Source organism: Butyrivibrio sp. YAB3001, assembly GCF_900112195.1.
In the GTDB taxonomy this organism is placed as follows: Bacteria; Bacillota; Clostridia; order Lachnospirales; family Lachnospiraceae; genus Butyrivibrio.
The window spans coordinates 1-19,159 of the sequence record NZ_FOKR01000026.1 but is presented as its reverse complement, the minus strand read 5'-3'; the positions used below and the strand labels follow the sequence as shown (position 1 = coordinate 19,159).

At 37.1% G+C, this 19,159-nt stretch carries 15 protein-coding genes and 1 rRNA gene; 2 read left to right on the top strand and 14 right to left on the bottom strand.

Going from position 1 to position 19,159, the window contains the following annotated elements:
* Positions 1-181: 181 nt before the first annotated feature.
* The 4 genes from BM086_RS18570 to BM086_RS18555 form a co-directional block, all read right to left on the bottom strand.
* A complete protein-coding gene (locus tag BM086_RS18570) occupies positions 182-481 on the bottom strand; it encodes a hypothetical protein (protein WP_092331080.1) in 300 nt (99 codons plus the stop codon).
* 353 nt (positions 482-834) lie between these two features.
* Complete coding sequence (locus tag BM086_RS18565; RefSeq protein WP_092331076.1) at positions 835-2,694, bottom strand: C1 family peptidase; 1,860 nt, start codon at positions 2,692-2,694, stop codon at positions 835-837.
* A gap of 33 nt (positions 2,695-2,727) precedes the next feature.
* On the bottom strand, positions 2,728-3,360 hold the full coding sequence (locus tag BM086_RS18560; RefSeq protein ID WP_092331071.1) for a C39 family peptidase: 633 nt from the start codon (positions 3,358-3,360) through the stop codon (positions 2,728-2,730).
* A 2-nt stretch (positions 3,361-3,362) separates the two neighbouring features.
* Positions 3,363-5,024 carry a zinc ribbon domain-containing protein gene (locus tag BM086_RS18555; RefSeq protein WP_092331067.1) on the bottom strand — a complete coding sequence of 554 codons (1,662 nt, stop codon included), beginning with the start codon at positions 5,022-5,024 and terminating at the stop codon, positions 3,363-3,365.
* 116 nt (positions 5,025-5,140) lie between these two features.
* Here BM086_RS18555 and BM086_RS18550 point away from each other — a divergent pair, with 116 nt between their 5' ends.
* Entirely contained in the window at positions 5,141-7,075 is a 1,935-nt protein-coding gene (locus BM086_RS18550; protein WP_175560372.1) for a TaqI-like C-terminal specificity domain-containing protein, read from the top strand.
* A 70-nt stretch (positions 7,076-7,145) separates the two neighbouring features.
* Entirely contained in the window at positions 7,146-8,174 is a 1,029-nt protein-coding gene (locus BM086_RS18545; RefSeq protein ID WP_092331059.1) for a 3-deoxy-7-phosphoheptulonate synthase, read from the top strand.
* Between the two features lie 79 nt (positions 8,175-8,253).
* On the opposite strand, the gene BM086_RS18540 is transcribed toward BM086_RS18545, so the two are convergent.
* From BM086_RS18540 to BM086_RS18495, 10 genes are all read right to left on the bottom strand, one after another.
* A complete protein-coding gene (locus BM086_RS18540) occupies positions 8,254-9,132 on the bottom strand; it encodes a tyrosine-type recombinase/integrase (protein WP_092331056.1) in 879 nt (292 codons plus the stop codon).
* The gene (locus BM086_RS18535) at positions 9,116-10,858 is read right to left on the bottom strand and encodes a DUF6020 family protein (protein WP_092331051.1); all 1,743 of its coding nucleotides are present in this window, start codon (positions 10,856-10,858) and stop codon (positions 9,116-9,118) included. The genes BM086_RS18540 and BM086_RS18535 overlap by 17 nt, the downstream gene beginning before the upstream one ends.
* A 3-nt stretch (positions 10,859-10,861) precedes the next feature.
* Positions 10,862-12,151 (bottom strand): diaminopimelate decarboxylase, encoded by a 1,290-nt coding sequence (locus BM086_RS18530; protein ID WP_092331047.1) that lies wholly within the window; start codon positions 12,149-12,151, stop codon positions 10,862-10,864.
* 123 nt (positions 12,152-12,274) lie between these two features.
* Complete coding sequence (locus tag BM086_RS18525) at positions 12,275-12,952, bottom strand: uracil-DNA glycosylase (protein WP_092331042.1); 678 nt, start codon at positions 12,950-12,952, stop codon at positions 12,275-12,277.
* A gap of 22 nt (positions 12,953-12,974) precedes the next feature.
* The gene (gene hisF, locus BM086_RS18520; RefSeq protein WP_092331037.1) at positions 12,975-13,736 is read right to left on the bottom strand and encodes an imidazole glycerol phosphate synthase subunit HisF; all 762 of its coding nucleotides are present in this window, start codon (positions 13,734-13,736) and stop codon (positions 12,975-12,977) included.
* A gap of 24 nt (positions 13,737-13,760) precedes the next feature.
* Positions 13,761-14,378 (bottom strand): imidazole glycerol phosphate synthase subunit HisH, encoded by a 618-nt coding sequence (hisH, locus tag BM086_RS18515; RefSeq protein WP_092331034.1) that lies wholly within the window; start codon positions 14,376-14,378, stop codon positions 13,761-13,763.
* Between the two features lie 41 nt (positions 14,379-14,419).
* Positions 14,420-16,732, bottom strand: a complete 2,313-nt coding sequence (locus tag BM086_RS18510; protein ID WP_092331028.1) for a hypothetical protein — start codon at positions 16,730-16,732, stop codon at positions 14,420-14,422.
* The gene (locus BM086_RS18505) at positions 16,729-17,547 is read right to left on the bottom strand and encodes a hypothetical protein (protein WP_092331024.1); all 819 of its coding nucleotides are present in this window, start codon (positions 17,545-17,547) and stop codon (positions 16,729-16,731) included. Before BM086_RS18505 ends, BM086_RS18510 begins: the two co-directional genes overlap by 4 nt.
* Before the next feature lie 97 nt (positions 17,548-17,644).
* Complete coding sequence (locus BM086_RS18500) at positions 17,645-18,544, bottom strand: chemotaxis protein (RefSeq protein ID WP_092331020.1); 900 nt, start codon at positions 18,542-18,544, stop codon at positions 17,645-17,647.
* A gap of 272 nt (positions 18,545-18,816) precedes the next feature.
* A 23S ribosomal RNA gene (locus tag BM086_RS18495) occupies positions 18,817-19,159 on the bottom strand; the annotation flags it as partial.

Here is a 19,159-nt window from a genome sequence, read left to right as displayed (position 1 = left end):
TTTTAAATTTATAAATCGTCCATAATTTGTCCAAATTTAGAATTTATTATATATCATATCAGAGGTGAATAACTTCTGACTCCCCCAACAAAACTTTTTTCATACCGGGTCGATCGGCTCCCCACTGGTCGACCCCTCCTCCCAAATTTTAACCACCTATTTATTTTAATAGGTGGTCTTTTTATGCGGTAAGAACTTCCTCTATTTCAGGAGTTAAATTATTTTCCTGTTCATTTTCAGCAAGAACATTATCTGTTTTTCTGGGGCCACGTATCCCAAAACTTCCTGTGTAACGTAAATCCTTAAGAATCTTCTTCACATTCTTTAATTCTTTGTCCATATCTTCCAATCTGGGACATACGACAGTTGGAACTCCGCTTCCATTAAACTCAACTTTAAATCCGGCATCTTTAAGTGTTTTAAAAGCCTTGAGTTTGTCTGTTGTACTAATTTCATCTACTTCTTTAATATTCTTAGCCATATCTAGTGCCTTTCTTTTTTATAAACACAATATAACACATTTTTAGTTTTTTTACAAACGTCCGTTCTGACATTTATGCACAATTTTATATTCATTATTTCGTATATATTTTATCAGTAAAAAATATTCAAAAAAATGTTAAGTTTTTCATTTGTTCACCGATATAATTAGTGAGAATAAAAATTCTCACTCCCCCAACAAAACTTTTTTCATACCGGGGCTGCCTAACTCCCCATTAGGTGGCCCTCCTCCCAAAAAACCGAGTAGGAATTCCCTACTCGTTTCTTTTTGCAAAGTAAAATATATTCACATCCATAGCGGAGCTTTTTTTATTTCATAAAAATGCGGAAAAATCATTCATTGGGATTATCCTTCGTATATGCTTTAACAAAGAAATCCCTGTCATCCTGCATTTTCATACTCATACCATCTTCAGCAATATAAAAACTGCATCCGCTTGCATTGTAATTATTATGTATATTACCTGTTAAATTATTCCATTCGTCATAATTTGGTTTGCTGATATGATCCGACGCATTTTCAAAAACAAGTTTTCCGGCATTTTCAGGTTTTACCAATATAAAGAAAGTATCTCCTTCCGAAAGCGTGATTTCTTCAGGAAGTTCAAAAGTATGATACCCGCCGCTTATCGCTGATGCTTTCATTTCAACATCAGCTTTTTTCAAATCTGAGAAAAGAACTCTCCCATCTTCGACTACAGGATTTACAAATATTTTGAGCTCATACTGTGAATATGTCTCAAGACTCATAAGTCCTATAGCTTCCAATTTTTCATCCTTACATGCTGTATAAAGCATTCCGTAGGGATTAACCGACTCACTGAAAGCAGTAATATAGTTATCGGAATCCTCCAAAGTACTTGTCATATTCGTAATAAAACCTGCCGCCTGATAATTGTGGTCATAATAATTGTCATCCCCGGGTCTGGCAGAACTGTAGGCTGCAGCATTATTATTACCAATCGTCTCATCATAATATGACAGATAAAAATATCCATCAATTCCCGTACTAGTTCCCCAACTGTTACGGCACATCCATGCTCCATTCGCAGGTGGTTTTATAGAAAAGTTATCCGCGCTGTAATCGTCATCCCAACCAACAATCAATATTTCATGATTTGCTGTGGGAATATCTTCGCCATCAAAACAGGAATAATTAGCTGAATGCCTGTTTTTCCAAAACTTTTCATCAGAATTGATGCCCGCAGTCACACTGCCATGCTCCATGATCATCTGCTTGATCATCATATTGTTTGCGTAATTTGCCGGAATCTCATTAACATTCTGTACATGATATTCACTTGTAAAAGCAGATGATGGAATCACCGAGTTATCTTTAAATAATTTCTTTTCCCCATAGATACTTGTAAAAGCATCATTTTCTTTTTCAGAAACTGGGCCCTTCCAGGCAGTTAAGAGGCTTATGCAAAAATCAGCAACACCACCGGTAGCGATATAATTAGTGTCATAATCAAAAATCCATGCATCTTCTTCATCATCTGCATTCACAAATTCTCTGTAATCCTCGTCAATGTAACCTCCTACAGAGCCTTCGCATTTATGCATATTGTAATAGGCAAGATGTTTTTCAGAAAGATCCATCTCGCTTCTTGAAATATCAGGATTATGCTTTAAAATATCACTTTCCACAGCTCCAAGAGCCGCATATGTCCAGCAAAGATATGAATATCCCTGGTCTTCAACAGCAGTAATATAGTTTTTCCCGCTCACATTCCTTGAATCATACTTGGAAGGTATATTTTCTTCTGAAAAAGAGCTAATATCTACTGGAGTAATATCAGTGAACTCATCATTTCCATAGAATTCTCCCTGATTTCCTTCACTGATTGCTACTGCTTCCGGTATCAAAATAACTTCTACACTTTCAACATCCTGCGAAACAGGTTCGGTTGCCTCAATTGACTGTAGTGAAGAATACGCTTCTTCATCTTCCTTTTCTCTTTTTTTAGCTGCTTCAGATTCTAGTTTCTCTGATAAAGCATTATCGGAAAGCATTTCATCATCGCCGCTAACGCCCTCAAGGTCTTCATCAGAAATACTTCCTCCCTGAACCATCTGTCCATCTCTTCTCGATGGATTAACGTTTTTCGAGGAATTATGCAGATATAATCCTGTAGTTCCGGCCCCACATAGCAGAATGATTATCAGTATAATTACTATTTTCTTGTTCATTTTTACTCCTAAAACCACTCTAAACAAGACAAATCATTTTAAAACAATAGTATTAAATGAACCAAATATTGATTGTGTAATATCTTTTGCAAAAGCTTCATAGTCGATATAATGATAGCCGCTCTTCCATCCATCAATTACTCTGAGCATCGGATAATTCTTTTTCCCAATACGCCAGATACAATATCCTGCCACGACAACTGTATGATCCTTGTAGTAACCTCTGGCAATATTCAGGATAACCGGCCTTCCTTCTGATATTTCTTTTACAACCTGTTTTTCAAAAGACCAGATATAAACACCTTTACACTTTGCCTTTATACCATATTTTGCAAAAGCCTCTCTTGCAATACCGGATATAAAAAACGGAATAGTGCCAATTTTGTCATTATATCCATAGCTGATGGCTATCTCTTCAACCGCTTTATATGTATCAGAGATTTCTTCCGGAATACCGACTATTTTTTTAGATTTCCTATAATAATCCAAAACTCTTGTAACTGCAACTACAGAACAGTTTCTTGTCTTCCGACCGCTAATTACTTCCATGGAAGTAGGATTCATATCAAGGTAAGAGCCTCTATCAACAAGAACACCTTTTTCACCATATTGATCCGCTAAATACTGAGGAATATTGCTTATTCCACCATAGGGTTTTCGCTTCATTATTATTTTCCTGTATCTATATAATTTCCAAATACTCTTACATATGAATGTTGATTAGTTCCTTCATATGCAACAAATCCCTGATAATCAAAGGGCTCATAATCCAATCTGCTACAGCCGTCATGTTCTATTCTGATCTCATCATCATTTTCTCCTACTGAACACAGATTTCCATCTGAAGCAAAAAAAGCTCTCTTTTCATATGCATCATAAACCACACCGGTATAAGTATTATCAACTGTTGTGATCAGAGATTTTTTACCATTTCGATAAGAGTAAAGATTCTTGTCATAATCCACAAACCAGAAAGTTGAAAGATCATCATTAACTGCATAAGAATTCATATCAATATCCGGTATAGAAAAATCTGCGCTGTTATATTTATCCCCATCAAGAGTTGTTTTCTTTAGATCAAGACCTGATCTGGATATGATAGTGGCCTTGCCGTTATCAATATGACACTTGAATGAGAATATTTTTTCATCAATTGCGATAGGCTTCTTATCTGCATCATAAAACCAAAACATTCCATCAGTAGTTACCATAATGCAACCTGTCAAAGTGTCCTGATCAACTATCTTTGTATCTGAATAATCGCCTTCTTTTCCAATAGCCTTTTTGTCAAAATAAATGTCATATGCTCTATCGTCAAAAAGCTTTTTACCTTTATTCATATCCATGGCAAAATAGCCGGTTCCGTCCGATCCGCCATATATCACTTCAGAGCAGTCATTATTTATATCGTAGTGGTAATAATCTCCTTTGTCGATAAGCTTAAGCTCACCGTCATTGTAAGCATAAACCGCATAATCACCACCATCGTACATCTGTAAAAATACTCTTTTACCATCATCTGAAACAGCAATCGGGTACATTGCCTTATCAATTATCACAGTCTCATCCCCATCAAGATTATGAACACTAACTTCCTGTTTGTCATAATCCAGATATGCAACGTATTTTCCGCTTGGGGAAATCGAGCAATAGTACATTGATGAACACTTTTCTGTGATAGGAATATTGGTATCCTTTTTTGCATCATATACAAAAAGAGTGTTCGAACTCTCGTCCATATAAAGAACATATCCACCTTTTTTGCACATAACCGCCACGGATAAAGAATGATCGTTTATCAGTACCGGTTCCAATTTACCATCAACATAATAGCATTTGCCCTTCATAGAAACAGCAGCCTCAGTCCCTTCAAAATTCTGGCTGAAACTGATAAATTCTTCTGAATTGAAGGTATCCAGCACCGCTCCTGTACTGCTAAACAAAGTGCCTTTACAATTTACAATTGTTGCATTCTCGGCATTCTTATTATCAACTACAGTCTTTTCTATCTTATTTTCAACTTTATTTTCGATTACAGTATTGATTTTATTATCAACAACATTTTCGATTGGCTCATCATTTGACTTAACACCGGCAAATATCAAAACACATGCGACCACAGCCAGTGCAGTTACAATAACAAATGGCTTAGCGTTAAAATCTTTGGTATAAACCGGTTCAACTTCATCAGGGTTGAACTTCTTTATCACCCTTTCGCTTTTTTGTTCCTTTTCTTCTTGTTTCTTTTCATCTTTTAAAGTCTCGCTTCCGCAAACACTACAGAATTTATCATTCTCATCTATTTTGTTCCCACAAACTTTACATTCCATATCTCTTCCCCAAAACCTTTCTTTCATGATGCTTTTTATGGTTTGCTATACAATAATACCACAAAATGTTGTTTTTTCACTTTACTTTTATTCCCCCGCCACAGATAATATTATTTATGGAAAAAAAAGAGTATCTATCAATTAAAGAAACTTCAGAAATTCTTGGAATAAGTACTGCTACAGTTAAGAACTGGGTCAGACTAAAAAAGCTTCATGGGCACTATGATGGAGCTTCTGTTTTGTTAAAACAAAAAGATATTCTCACCCTTTCTAACTCCCTGGATTCTTCTTCTCTGCTAAAGCAAAGAAGAAACAAAAGCAGGCTAAATACAAACTTCATTCCCAAATCCTATATAAGTAATTCTTCAGTAAATTATAAAACAATTATTACTTTGTTAAATAATGAAGAATTAACCTCATATAAATCCGAACAAATTCTCTATTACTATGCAGAAAGCCTTATGTCATCTGTGAATCTTAACAAAACCGTTCAGCGTTCACTTTTGGCGGATTTACCTGCATATAATAAAGAAACTGCCGGCCTTCTTGATAAATATCACCTTACATATATCGAAGGCGAAGATACTCTAGGCATGCTATATTTGTCTTTGCGTCAACTTAAAGACAAAAAATCAACCGGTTCATATTATACACCGTTTTTTGTAGTTGATACACTTATAAATGAAGTATTATCAGGTATTCCCAAAGAAGAATACACTTGCAAATCTTTTTTGGACCCTTCATGTGGTACAGGAAATTTTCTCTTAAGACTACCTTCCAATATACCGCTCAAAAACATTCACGGATATGACATCGACAAAACTGCCGTTACGCTATCAAGAATTAATATAGCAATAAAATACAAGATTACAAATGCCACTACAGTTAAAATGCTAAAAAGTAATGTCAAAGCAAATAATTTTTTGCTTTCAGACGATATTCAGGCAAAAGAAAGATTTGATTTTGTCATTGGAAACCCACCCTGGGGATACTCTTTTACAACAAATGAAATCAACCAGTTGCAAAGCACATTTTTAAGCGCAGGAAAAAGCGGAAAGCCTGAGTCATTTTGTCTTTTCCTTGAAAAAGCGCTTTCCCACAAAAATATTGCTTTTCTGCTTCCTGAAACAATACTAGGTTCCAAGCACTACACCGCAATCAGGAACCATGTTATGAAAAACAGCTGCATAAAAGGCATCAGTTATTTAAATGAAGTGTTTGATAATGTTCAGTGTCCATCGATAATACTTCATATTGGTTCTTATAAAGACGATTCAATGATAAAAACAGTTTTTTACAGTTTATCTAAAAAACTGTCCAATCCATTAAGTATAAAAAGATGCTTTTACATACCTCAGAGTCGTATTACACATGAAAGTTTTAACATACTTGCAGATAATGAAGAGTTTGAGATCATCAAAAAAATGGATTTGGCACCACATTTCTCACTTAAGGGCAATTGCGAATTTGCCTTAGGAATTGTCACCGGCTCAAATAAAACTCTTTTGCACTCGGAACAGATTGCTGGTTCTGAACCCATATTAACAGGAAAACACATCGATAAATTTTGTATAAAAAGGCCCGAAAAATACATAGTTTATTCTGCTGACTCATTTCAGCAGACTGCTCCTGAAAAAATATATCGCACTAAAAATAAGCTTTTTTACAGATTTATAGCTGCAGAACCTGTAGTTGCGCTCGACCAAAAGGGTCTTATATCACTTAATAGTGCAAATATCATGATTCCGAATAAAGATGGTTATTCCGCAGCCTATGTAATGGCAATCCTGAACTCTTCTGCAGCAGGCTTTTATTACACCCGCACCTGTAAAAACATGAAAGTACTGAGGAATTCACTAGAAAAAATGCCGATTCCCTTATGTGATCATGATACTATGGAGACCATTTCAGAACTTGCCATCAGAGTTCAGAACTTAAATGAAAATAATGATAATAATTCTTCGCAGAAATTGATAAAAACATTGGATAATATGGTCTCAAACCTTTATAATTTAAATTCACAGGAAAAAGTTATCATTATGAAAAAATAAGATTTACTTTTGCAGTTTAAAGTGCTATAGTATGGAATTAGTTTTAATATGCCAGGAGGAATTATAATAAATGTCTTTTGAATACATCAAAAAGCTCCCTACTCCAGATGAAATAAGGGATGCTTTTCCATTAACCAAAGAACTCGCAAATATAAAAATAGCCAGAGATAACATGATTTCTGATGTCTTTACAGGAAAAAGTGATAAATTTCTCGTAATCGTAGGTCCCTGTTCAGCAGATAACGAGGATTCTGTATGTGAATATGTTTCCCGTCTTGGAAAACTTAACGATAAAGTTAAGGATAAACTTATTCTCATTCCTAGAATCTACACTAATAAGCCGCGTACTACAGGTGATGGTTATAAAGGTATCACTTCACAGCCTGATCCTGAGGGTAAAACCGATTTCCATGCAGGTCTTATAGCAATGAGACATATGCAGCTTAAGGCAATCGAAGTATCAGGTCTAACTGCTGCTGATGAGATGCTTTATCCTGAGAACTGGGGTTATGTAGCTGATATCCTGTCCTATGTGGCAATAGGTGCCCGTTCTGTTGAAGACCAGGCTCATCGTATGACTGCAAGTGGCTTTGGCGTACCTGCCGGCATGAAAAATCCTACAAGTGGAACTTTAAGCGTCATGCTCAATTCAGTTTATGCAGCACAGCAGTCTCATTGCTTCGTTTACAGAGGCTATGAAGTACAGACCAACGGTAATCCGCTCGCTCACTGTGTACTTAGAGGCTCCAGCAACAAGCATGGCCAGTCAATTCCTAATTATCACTATGAGGATCTCCGCCTTCTTCTGCAGCTTTATAACCAGAGAGAAATTATAAACCCTGCAGCTATTATTGACTGCAACCACAATAATTCTAACAAACAGTTTAAAGAACAGATTCGTATCGCAAAAGAAGTCCTTCATTCAAGAAATCTTGACAAAGAAATCAAATCTCTCGTAAAGGGAGTAATGATTGAAAGCTATCTCGAAGAAGGAAGTCAGAAAATCGGCGAAGGTATTTACGGCAAATCGATCACAGATCCTTGTCTTGGTTGGGATGATACAGAAAGACTCATCCTCGAGATTGCAGATCTTACATAAAATCAAAGGGACAATTTATACCGGATAATAACGCAAAACCGGTATAAATTGCCCCTTTCTTTATTAAATATGATATTTCTTAATTTCTGATTCTGGCCCATTCGTACGGGTCCTTATGCTTATCTTTGCCTTTAATATATTTCTTAATAGTCCCGATATCGTTATATCCAAGCATTCCCTTAAGAGTCTTCTCATCTGCCCCATTTTCGATCAAATGAACTGCAAAGGAATTACGAAGCACAAAAGGTGTAACATCCAGGTCGATGCCTGCCTTAACAACATAAGCCTTGATAAGTTTCCATAGCCCCTGCCTTGACATTTGGTCTCCCTTATAATTAACAAAAACCAGCTCCGATGCATCTCCTTCATCGGGAATCATCTGCTCTCTTGCGAACAAAAGATAATCATTTAGTGCTTCTTTTGCTTTTTTTCCATAAGGAATAACCCTGTCCTCGTCTAGCCTGACGCAATTAAGGCTAAGATCAATATTCTTTAGTCTTAAATTCACAAGCTCTGAAGTTTTAAGCCCTGTCGCATAAAGCAGTTCCAAAATAGCCTTATCTCTTTTCCCTTTAGAATCATTAGGAAACTCCTGTCCCAAAAGGCTTTCCACTTCATGTGCATTTAATATTCTCGGCTTTCTTTTTTCTGCCTTTGGAGCCTTAAGATTTTCCGCAGGATTATCAGATATATTACCATTTTCTACCAAATACCTGAAAAATGATTTAATCGTAGTAATATGTCTTATCATAGATGCTGCCGCAAAATGCTGCTCACTAAGACTGCCTACATATCCAAATAGTTTATCCTCTGTAATACCGGAAATTTGCGCCACTCCACAATTTTCCATATACTTTATCATTTTTTGAAGATCACGTTTATAGGACATAAGCGTATTATATGAAGTTTTCTTTACTTCGCTTAAATATATCTCAAACTCATCAATCAGTTTTTCCATTATAAAATCCTAAATCAAGCCATAAAGGTATAGTCATTACCAAAGCATATCCATATCTGAAATCAACAACAGGTGAAGCTATAAGAAGCGTGCATATCAAAAGGGCTAATAAAAGTTTTCCAAGAATATATTTCTTTTTACGAAAAGATAAGAATAAAGAAATAACCAGTAACCATGTATAGGTACCAATGCTCCAAAGCATACCGTAAACCGGTATAAAACTTCCAAGTTTAATTGCTATTTCTTTTATCTTAATAATCACCTTGCCTGCAATTAGCGGATTCCAATATAGCCCATAATCATTTGCCATTATTCCGTCAATATCACCAACAGCATATGAAACGTCAGGATAAATATACCCGCCAGCAAGGTCATACCAGGCTGCAATGGCACATTTTGGGTGTGAAAGAACCATATGAAGCCAAAGCCTGAAATACTGAGCTTTATTATTTTCAATTTCTTCCGGATGCCCTGCTCTTACAAGTTCCTTCATATTATCAGCAAAATCAGCTGCATATAGCTCATGAATGTATGTCGTATCGATAGCTTTTTCAATCAAAGCCATACTTTCATCATCAATCTTTTCGTCATCCACAAGACATCTTGCCACCTGCTGTATTGGAAGAGATAACGACTCCACAAAATCAGGCTGTTTTATATCTAGTGAATTCATCAATGGGCCTTTGATCATTATCACAACCAGAAAAGCTGTAAAGAGAGACACACCTGCTCTTTTCAGATCATGCCTGAAAGTATACAGCACAAATGGAATCCATACCACAAATGCATACCATGCATTTGATCTAAACAGTGCAAAAAATATGCACAAAACCGTAAACTCAACCCATAAAAAGCTTTTTGGTCTTGACACATTTGTACGTAAATCCAACAGCTTACATAATAAAAGCATTGTTATTCCGGCAAAAGGAATATCTTTCCATATGGTAACTGCAAATACCCCATTAAACGGAACCAGACAATAAAATGCAAGTGAACAGCTCTGCAATAATCTATTTGGCAAATGACACACAAGTTTCCCAACGCAATAAGCCATGAAAATCATTTGTGCCAATGTATACGTTGCAATTCCAACTTGTTTTTCAGCACTGATCAAAAATCCAAGATCATAAAAAATTTTGAACAAAAAAGTATGCACAACGGGATGATGATTCGAAAATGGTGCAATACCAACAACCTGCTCATACTGAACCAATGAATCTGCAGTCATTATCCCGGGAAACTCATATAAAAAATAAGGAAGCCAGAAAACAAAACAAATTGTCGAAACACTTAAGACTCCTTTTGCTCCGGAAAAGAATTTGCCTGTCCCATCATTTTTTATTTTCCCTATTGAAAAATTGACACATTTTAGCTTTTTCTTGCAAATAACTGTGTTTATTATCCCTGCTACACCATAAAAATCCAGGAATAGACCAACAACCAGGATACCCACACTCAGTAGCTTAAATATTCCATTATCAAATGAAGCAATAATACTTTTGTACGTTAACAGCGAAAACAGTATTGTAAGCACAGCTGATATTATTTTTGAAATAATCCCCTGTTTTTCTATAATACTGTATATATATGCTATCAGCACAAAAAAGACTACCGTCAGAGGATTTCTGACGGTAATCCCTAATATTTCCTGGATAGCCCAGCACCCAACAAGTGCCTTAAAACCAATTAATACTTTCTCAAAGTTAAAACCTGTCCTGACTTGCACAGATTAAATCCCCTCATTTTTAAGTATTTGATCAAGCTTGCCGAAAGAATCAAGGCAGTCAAGTGTACTAAAGTAATCCCTTGGAGTTTCAGCTCTTCTTATCATCTGAACACTACCATCTTCTTTTAATAATAATTCAGCGCACTTCAATTTTCCATTATAATTATATCCCATTGAGAAGCCATGTGCTCCGGCGTCATGAATAAACAAATAGTCGCCCATCTCAATCTTAGGAAGCTTTCTCTCTATAGCAAATTTGTCATTGTTCTCGCATAAAGAACCTGTCACATCATACACCTGATCAAGAGGCTCATTTTCTTTTCCCAAAACAGTAATATGATGGTACGCGCCATACATCGCAGGACGCATAAGATTTACTGCGCATGCATCAACACCTATATACTCCTTGTAGATATGTTTCTCATGAATCGCCTTGGTCACAAGCGCACCATAAGGCCCCATCATAAATCTTCCCATTTCAGTATAAATCGATACATCTCCCATGCCGGCTGGAACAAGGATTTTTTCAAACTGCTCTCTTACGCCCTCACCGATTTTCCTGATATCATTAGGTTCCTGATCAGGCTTATATGGGATTCCAACGCCACCTGAAAGATTTATAAACGCAATCTTGCAGTCTGTTTCTTTTTGAAGTTCAACTGCGAGTTCAAAAAGCTGACCTGCCAAAAGCGGATAATACTCATTTGTAACAGTATTGCTGGCAAGGAAAGCATGAATTCCAAATCTCTTAGCTCCCTTTGCCTTAAGTACCTTAAATGCATCAAAGAGCTGCTCTTTTGTCATGCCATACTTGGAATCACCGGGATTATCCATAATTCCATTACTCATCTGAAATACTCCGCCCGGATTGTATCTGCAGGAAATAGTCTCAGGAATTTTACCTATTGTTTCTTCCAAAAAATCTATATGCGTGTAATCATCAAGATTAATAATAGCTCCAATTTTGTCTGCATACTTATACTCCTCAGCAGGAGTATCATTTGATGAAAACATTATATCAGAACCTTTTGCCCCAATTGCTTCACTAAGCATAAGCTCAGTCTGTGATGAGCAATCGAAACCACAGCCGATTTTCCCAAGAATATCCATAAGCACAGGATTGGGAGTCGCTTTCACGGCAAAATATTCTCTAAACCCTTTATTCCAGGAAAAAGCCTCATAAACAGCTTTTGCATTATCAATAATTCCCTTTTCATCATACAAATAAAAAGGAGTTGGATAAGACTTTGTAATTGTCTCAACCTGCTCTTTAGATACAAATGGTTTTTTCATAAATGTTTTCTCCTCAAATAGCAAATATAAGATTTAGTGCAATTTAATATACACTTTAACATGCTAAAACATCAAATTGCAAGTGTATTAATAATTATTCATAATTTTATCATAAATATGCAACTAAATATTCTCTATCTGCCAATCAATACCTGAAATTCCATTTTTTTCCAGGAATTCATTACATCTGCTGAAATGCTTGCAGCCAAAAAAGCCTCTGTAAGCAGAAAGCGGACTAGGATGAGGCGCCTCCAAAACCAGATGCTTGGGATTATTAAGCATACTCTTTTTCATCTGTGCAGGTTTTCCCCACAGCATATATACTATTGGTCTATCCTGCTCATTCACAGCCTTTATTATCGCATCAGTAAAGTTTTCCCAGCCTCTTCCCTTATGAGAGTTAGCCTGATGTGCCCTGACTGTAAGCACCGTATTGAGCAATAATACACCCTGATCAGCCCATTTTTTTAAATATCCATTATTGGGAATATAACAACCAAGATCATCATTTAATTCTTTATAAATATTCACAAGTGAAGGTGGTGTATCTGCTTTTCCCGGAAGGACAGAAAACGACAACCCATGCGCCTGCCCGGGCTCATGATAGGGATCCTGCCCCAGAATCAGAACCTTTACATCTTTAAGCGGAGTCAAATGCAGTGCATTGAATATATCATCTGATGGAGGATAAATCACATGAGTGCTATATTCCTCCTTAACAAATGTGAATAGATTTTTGTAATACTCTTTATGAAACTCTTCCTGTAACGCCGGAAGCCAGTCATTATTTATCATAGACATAAAATCATGCCATCCTTATCAACTATATTCTTACAGATACGCCTTTCTCGGCTAAAAACCTCTTAAGTTCATTTATTTCCAATTCTTTATAATGGAACAATGAAGCAGCTAAGACCGCATCAGCTTTTCCAGCAGTCAATGCCTCATAAAAATGCTCTTTTGTTCCGGCACCGCCTGATGCGATCACAGGCACACCAACAACCTCAGCTATACTCCTTGTAAGTTCAATATCATAGCCAGCCTTAGTTCCATCGCAGTCCATGCTTGTTACAAGAATCTCACCTGCGCCTAGTTCCACACCTTTTTTTGCCCATTTAATGGCATCAAGGCCAACATCGATTCTGCCACCATGCTTATACACATTCCAGCCACTGTTATCCTCACGCCTTTTGGCGTCAATTGCAAGAACAACACACTGACTGCCAAACTTCTCCGCCGCCTCAGCTATAAGCTGTGGTCTGTCGATAGCAGCGGAATTAACCGCCACCTTATCGGCACCTTCTCTCAGAACAGCCTTAACATCCTCTACTGTTCGGATTCCTCCTCCAACTGTAAAAGGAATAAATACTTTCTCAGCAACTTTTCTGACCATATCAACTACAGTCTGGCGCCTTTCATTAGATGCTGTAATATCCAAAAAAACAAGTTCGTCAGCTCCGACCTTCGAATATGCTTCGCCGACCATAACAGGATCTCCCGCATCCTTAAGATTAACAAAATTAATACCTTTAACAACTCTCCCATTATTAACATCAAGACATGGAATTATACGCTTTGTAAGCATCTGCTCCTCCAATCAAAAGTCAGGTTAAATTTCCAAAAAGTTCTTTAATATCTGCATACCAATTTCTGAGCTTTTCTCAGGATGAAACTGACAGGCAAAAACATTGCCGCTCTCTACAGAGGCATCAATAGTCGTTGAATATTCCGTAGTGGCTGTAACAATGCTCCTGTCTTCAGCCTTCAGATAATAAGAATGAACAAAGTAGACAAACGCATTCTCATCAATCCCTTTAAAAAGGCGTCCATTCTTAGGAAAATTAAGACTATTCCATCCAATTTGAGGAATCTTATACGAATTTCCATTCGAATCATTTTCGGGAATTGATATTATTTTTCCACGTAAAATGCCCAGGCCGCTCACTCCTTCTGATTCCTCACTGGCATCAAACAGAAGTTGTTGGCCCAGGCAAATTCCCAAAAACGGGATATTTTCTGATACAACCTTTTTAATTGTTGCATCAAGACCATATTCATTTATTCTTTTCATGGCATCGCCAAAGGCGCCAACACCCGGCAATACTACATGATCAGCTCTGAAAATTTCTTCAGAATCTCTTGTTATGATTGTATCAGCTCCAAGATAATCAAAAGCTTTTTCAACACTTTTTATGTTGCCTGCATCATAATCAATTATAGCTATCATACGGCATCAACCTCCCTGAAATAATGTCGATGCCCTCTCTATCATGATTGCAGTGTCCCAACAATCTGCATGAGTCTGATAGTATAATCTCTGTCTTTCTTGATAGAGTTGATTTCTGATATATCAGTCTCCGTCAGCCCATAATTTTCCGAAAGCAACGATTCTATACTATCGTACACACTCTGCACTTGAATTTCAACATTGAATTTGGTAGCTTCTTTCATAAGACTATCTTTATTGCGCATTCCCATAAGCAGCATATCAAGCGCTTCTTCCTTCATGTTCATGGCAACATAATTATTATATCCTGAAATATACCTATTTGCCCAAGCCAGTACTCGTGCCTGCTCATAGACCTTATTTTGTTCCTCGGTCCTTGCCTTTGCAAAAAGCATCTTATATGTTGAAACATATTGCTGGCTATTATAGGCTGTTGAAGCTCTCTCAGAAGCAATCCTCTCAGGTAGCACAATTACCGGAATCATAAAAAGAATTCCTATACTTGCCGCAAATATTGCCGCCACAGCAATCTTCTTTGGAGACATTGCTTTTTCCGGAACACCTGGATCTTTCGGTGGTTTTGGTTTCTTTTCCTTTTTGGGTTTCGGAGGTTTTTCCTTCTTTGGTTTCTTCTCTTTTGGAGGTTTCTTCTCCTTTGGTTTCTTTTCTTTCTTTTCTTTTTTCTTCTTGCCTTTCTTTTTATCTTCTCCTGCAAGTTCATTCAAAACAGCCTGATTCTCATCTGTGAGACTTGCAAGCTGCGAATTCTCTTCATCTTCGTCTTCATCGGTCAAGGTATGGAATAATTTAGCAAAAAATCCTCCCAGTCCTTTTTTACCTTTCTTTTCTTTCTTTCCCTTCTTATCCTTTCCGTCTTCGTCAGGCTCTTTGCCGCCTCCGCCCCCTCCGCGCTTTCGCTCCGGGATAGAAGCCAGATCATCCAACGAGGCATCCATTTCCTCTTCTAAACCGGCTTCTTCAGTGAGGGCTCCTAAAATATCCTCTTTGGGAATTTCATCCTCCTGATTTGAGGCTGCTTCTTCCTCTTTTGCAAGGGTATTTTCATAATCCTCAATTTCATCATTGGCAAGGCTATCCATTAAGGCATCAAGGTCCGGAACTGAAAGATCTTCAGCATCTTTATCTGATATTGCTTCACCTGAAGGAGCTTCGCCTGCCAAGCCACTGGCTGATCCTTCAGATTCAGCCGGAGAATCACTTTCCCCACCTAAAAGATCATCTAAACTTGCTTCTAAATCGCCAAGATTAAACTCTTCATCACTCATAGGCTCTGTTCCTTTAGTATCATCTTCACTGGTTGCTACTTCATCATTACTATTTGCATCAGACAGCATATCATCGGAAGTAATCTCTTCCAAAGATGGTATTTCTTCAGCAGTAGGCCCACTTAGGTCTTCTGCTATAGCTGCTGATTCTTCAGGAAAAAAATCTTTATTGTCACCTTCTTCTTCGTCTATTTCAGAATCTGGTATGACTCTATCCATTTCTGCCATAAGATCATCTAAACTCTCTGTTACTTCTTCTACCTCATAAGAAGCATCCTTTTCTTCGTTCAATGCAGAAGTATCAGCAGTATTTGATGATTCAGTGCTATCATCCTGCACAACATCATTTTCAGCATCCTGCTCAGAGATATCAACAAGATCATCCATCGGCAAACTATCAAGAACTTCATCCAGACTGTCCTGTACAGGTTCATCCGGAACGTCCGTGAGATTATTCCCGGGCATATCATCTAATAACCCCGTAAGAATCTCTTCCGGAGTTTCTTTTGCATCAGATGTTCCATTATTTTCTAAAGAAATAGTATTATCCTCCGGAAGCATAACCTCCGGAGCCATTTCTAAAAGAGCGTCGTCATCCTCTCCAATATCAACTATAGGCGTTTTAAAAACTTCACTGACAGGAGGCGCTTCATATTTTCCACTCTGAATTTCAGCATCCATTCTTTCAGCATCAGCTATAGCTTCGTCCAATGCAATCTCTTCAGGATCCCTTGTATCCAAAGTTGTAGGATTATCTCCCACTGTAAAAATAGGAATAGAATCATCGCTCTCTGCTTCAATTCCATCCAAAAGCGCTTCCATTTTGGTATCAAGGATTTCATTTCGATCGTGCTTGTTTAAAATATCACCAATCTCTGCCAAATCCTGATTTCCATTGGAATTATTAACCAGCTCCCCAATATCCCCTGAATCCTCTGATTGAGATTCAAGGTTGTCTTCCATTCCCTTATCCTTAGATGACATTCTGCTAAGCGCAGATTTAGGATCACTTTTCATTTGTGCGGAATTTAGAAGACTGTCGAGATACTCTTCTCCATTAGATGTCATAACCCTTTGCTCTCCTGCAAAACAAAATCAACTGAATTCATTTCCACAGATTCTGTCTTATCTTTAATCTCCGGTGTGTGGTGAAACAGTTTCTCATTTACACGCATTAAATGAGCTTTTTTATTAATAAAAGTAACCTTTTCAAAAGGCCACCTGATAACTGTTGGAAAATCCAGTCCTACGCCCAATTCTAACAGTAGCAAATTGGAATTAAGTGATCTGGATAAAAACTGTAAATAAATATTCCATTTATCAATATAAGAGCTTTCATTATAACTAACCTGGTTATAATCAGATCTCTTTTGGTTCAAATATAATTCCTTGCCATCAATTTCAGGTTTATTAAACACTCTGTCAGTATCAAACTCTCCATCCGAATCATTAATGATACTGTGGATTTCTTTTACCAAAGACTGAAATGAATCTGCATCCCTGATATCAAATAATCCATCCTCTGAAACTGCTGTCTGAAGATAATTCATATTTCCACAAGGATATACACTCTTTTCATCATCAAATCCATAATTTAGCGCATCATGTAAAACAATATCGCTTACCAAAAAATACTTTTTATCGCCTATAAGCTTTCTTAGTGCAACATATGCATCTTCTATACGCTTATCAGAATTAAAAACTGAATATTCATATTCGACTATAGGCAATAGCCATTTATTATCATCTTTATTGCAATAATCAATGATTTTTGTATATCTTGGATCATTGATCACTCCATTTCTAACCCAATTCCATTCCTTACCAATGCCAATAATAACCAAATCTGCTAATTTGATTGCTTCTGAAAGTGACTGACTCATATTTCTTCTCCATATCAAAAAAATTCTCCCCTTATTGAAACAGTTAGACACATTGTTTGTAACTGAGTCAAACAAGGGGAGCTTAAGTCAGTAAATATCAGCCTGCAGCATTAACCAGCTCATCAATTACAGCTACCAGATTTCCAATTTCTGGCTTGGAAAGTTGTCTGTCTGCGCCTAAGGATTCACCCTTTCTTCGCATTTCTTCATTAACAAGTGATGAGAAAATAATAAGTGGAATATCCTTTGTAGCATCATCGCTCTTGACAAGTTTCGTCAATCTATGACCATCCATAATAGGCATCTCAATATCAGTAATAATACACTTGATCTTATCAAGCTCATTTCTGTCCTTGCATGCCTTAATATAATCATAAGCAAGCTTACCATTTTCAAAGTGTCTTACATTATTATATCCGGCTTTGTTCAGGGAATCTACAATCAACTTGTTAAGCAGCTGTGAATCCTCAGCAAGAACAATAGGTACCTCATTTCTAGGTCTTGAACCAATATCACCAAGAGCATCCATATTAAGACCGGTATTTGGATTGATATCAGCAACAATCTTCTCGAAGTCAAGAATAATTATAAGCTGATTTTCAAATTTGATGATACCGGTAGAAATACTCTCTTCTGCCTTTGATATTGTGGCATTAGGTTTAATGATATCCGCCCATGAAACTCTGTGTATTCCAACAACCGAATCTACATGGAATGCAATATCCAACTTGTTGAAATTAGTAATAATAAACAGTCCGCCTGGTTTAGAAGCTCCTCTTTGTAAACAGTTCCTAAGATCAATCGCAGTAATCATAGTATCTCTTGGCATGAATATACCTTCAATACTAGGATGTGAATTAGGAACCGGAGTAACTTCCTGATATACAATTATTTCTTTGATTTTTGCAACGTTGATGCCATAGCAATGGTCATCAATTTTAAATTCAAGGACTTCTAACTCATTAGTACCATTTTCAAGCAAGATCTTTGATTCCATTCTCTCACCTCACGAAATTAGAATAGCAGAGTTTTAAGGATTTCAAGGAATATAAATAACAATATACCGATTAAATATTATTTAAATATCCTAATTTAGTATAGCATAATTTACTCAAAATAAATATAAAAAAACTAAAAAGACGGTCATTTGACCGTCTTTTTAGAATTCATTTATAAGTAGTTTATATATTTTCAATTTCGTTTAAATTTATACCTTCAAAACCGAACACTGACTAATCTAAATCCTTTTTCCCTATACATCTTATCTTTTTGGATAAGCCCTCGACCTATTAGTACACATCAGCTGAACACGTTACCGTGCTTACACCTTGTGCCTATCTTACCTCGTACTCTCCAAGGGGTCTTACTGCTTTCGCAGGGATATCTCATCTTGAGGGGGGCTTCACGCTTAGATGCCTTCAGCGTTTATCCCTTCCGGACGTGGCTACCCAGCCTTATGCATCTGGCGATGCAGCTGATACACCAGCGGTCCGTCCATCCCGGTCCTCTCGTACTAAGGACAGCTCCTCTCAGATATCCTACGCCCGCGCCGGATAGGGACCGAACTGTCTCACGACGTTCTGAACCCAGCTCGCGTACCGCTTTAATGGGC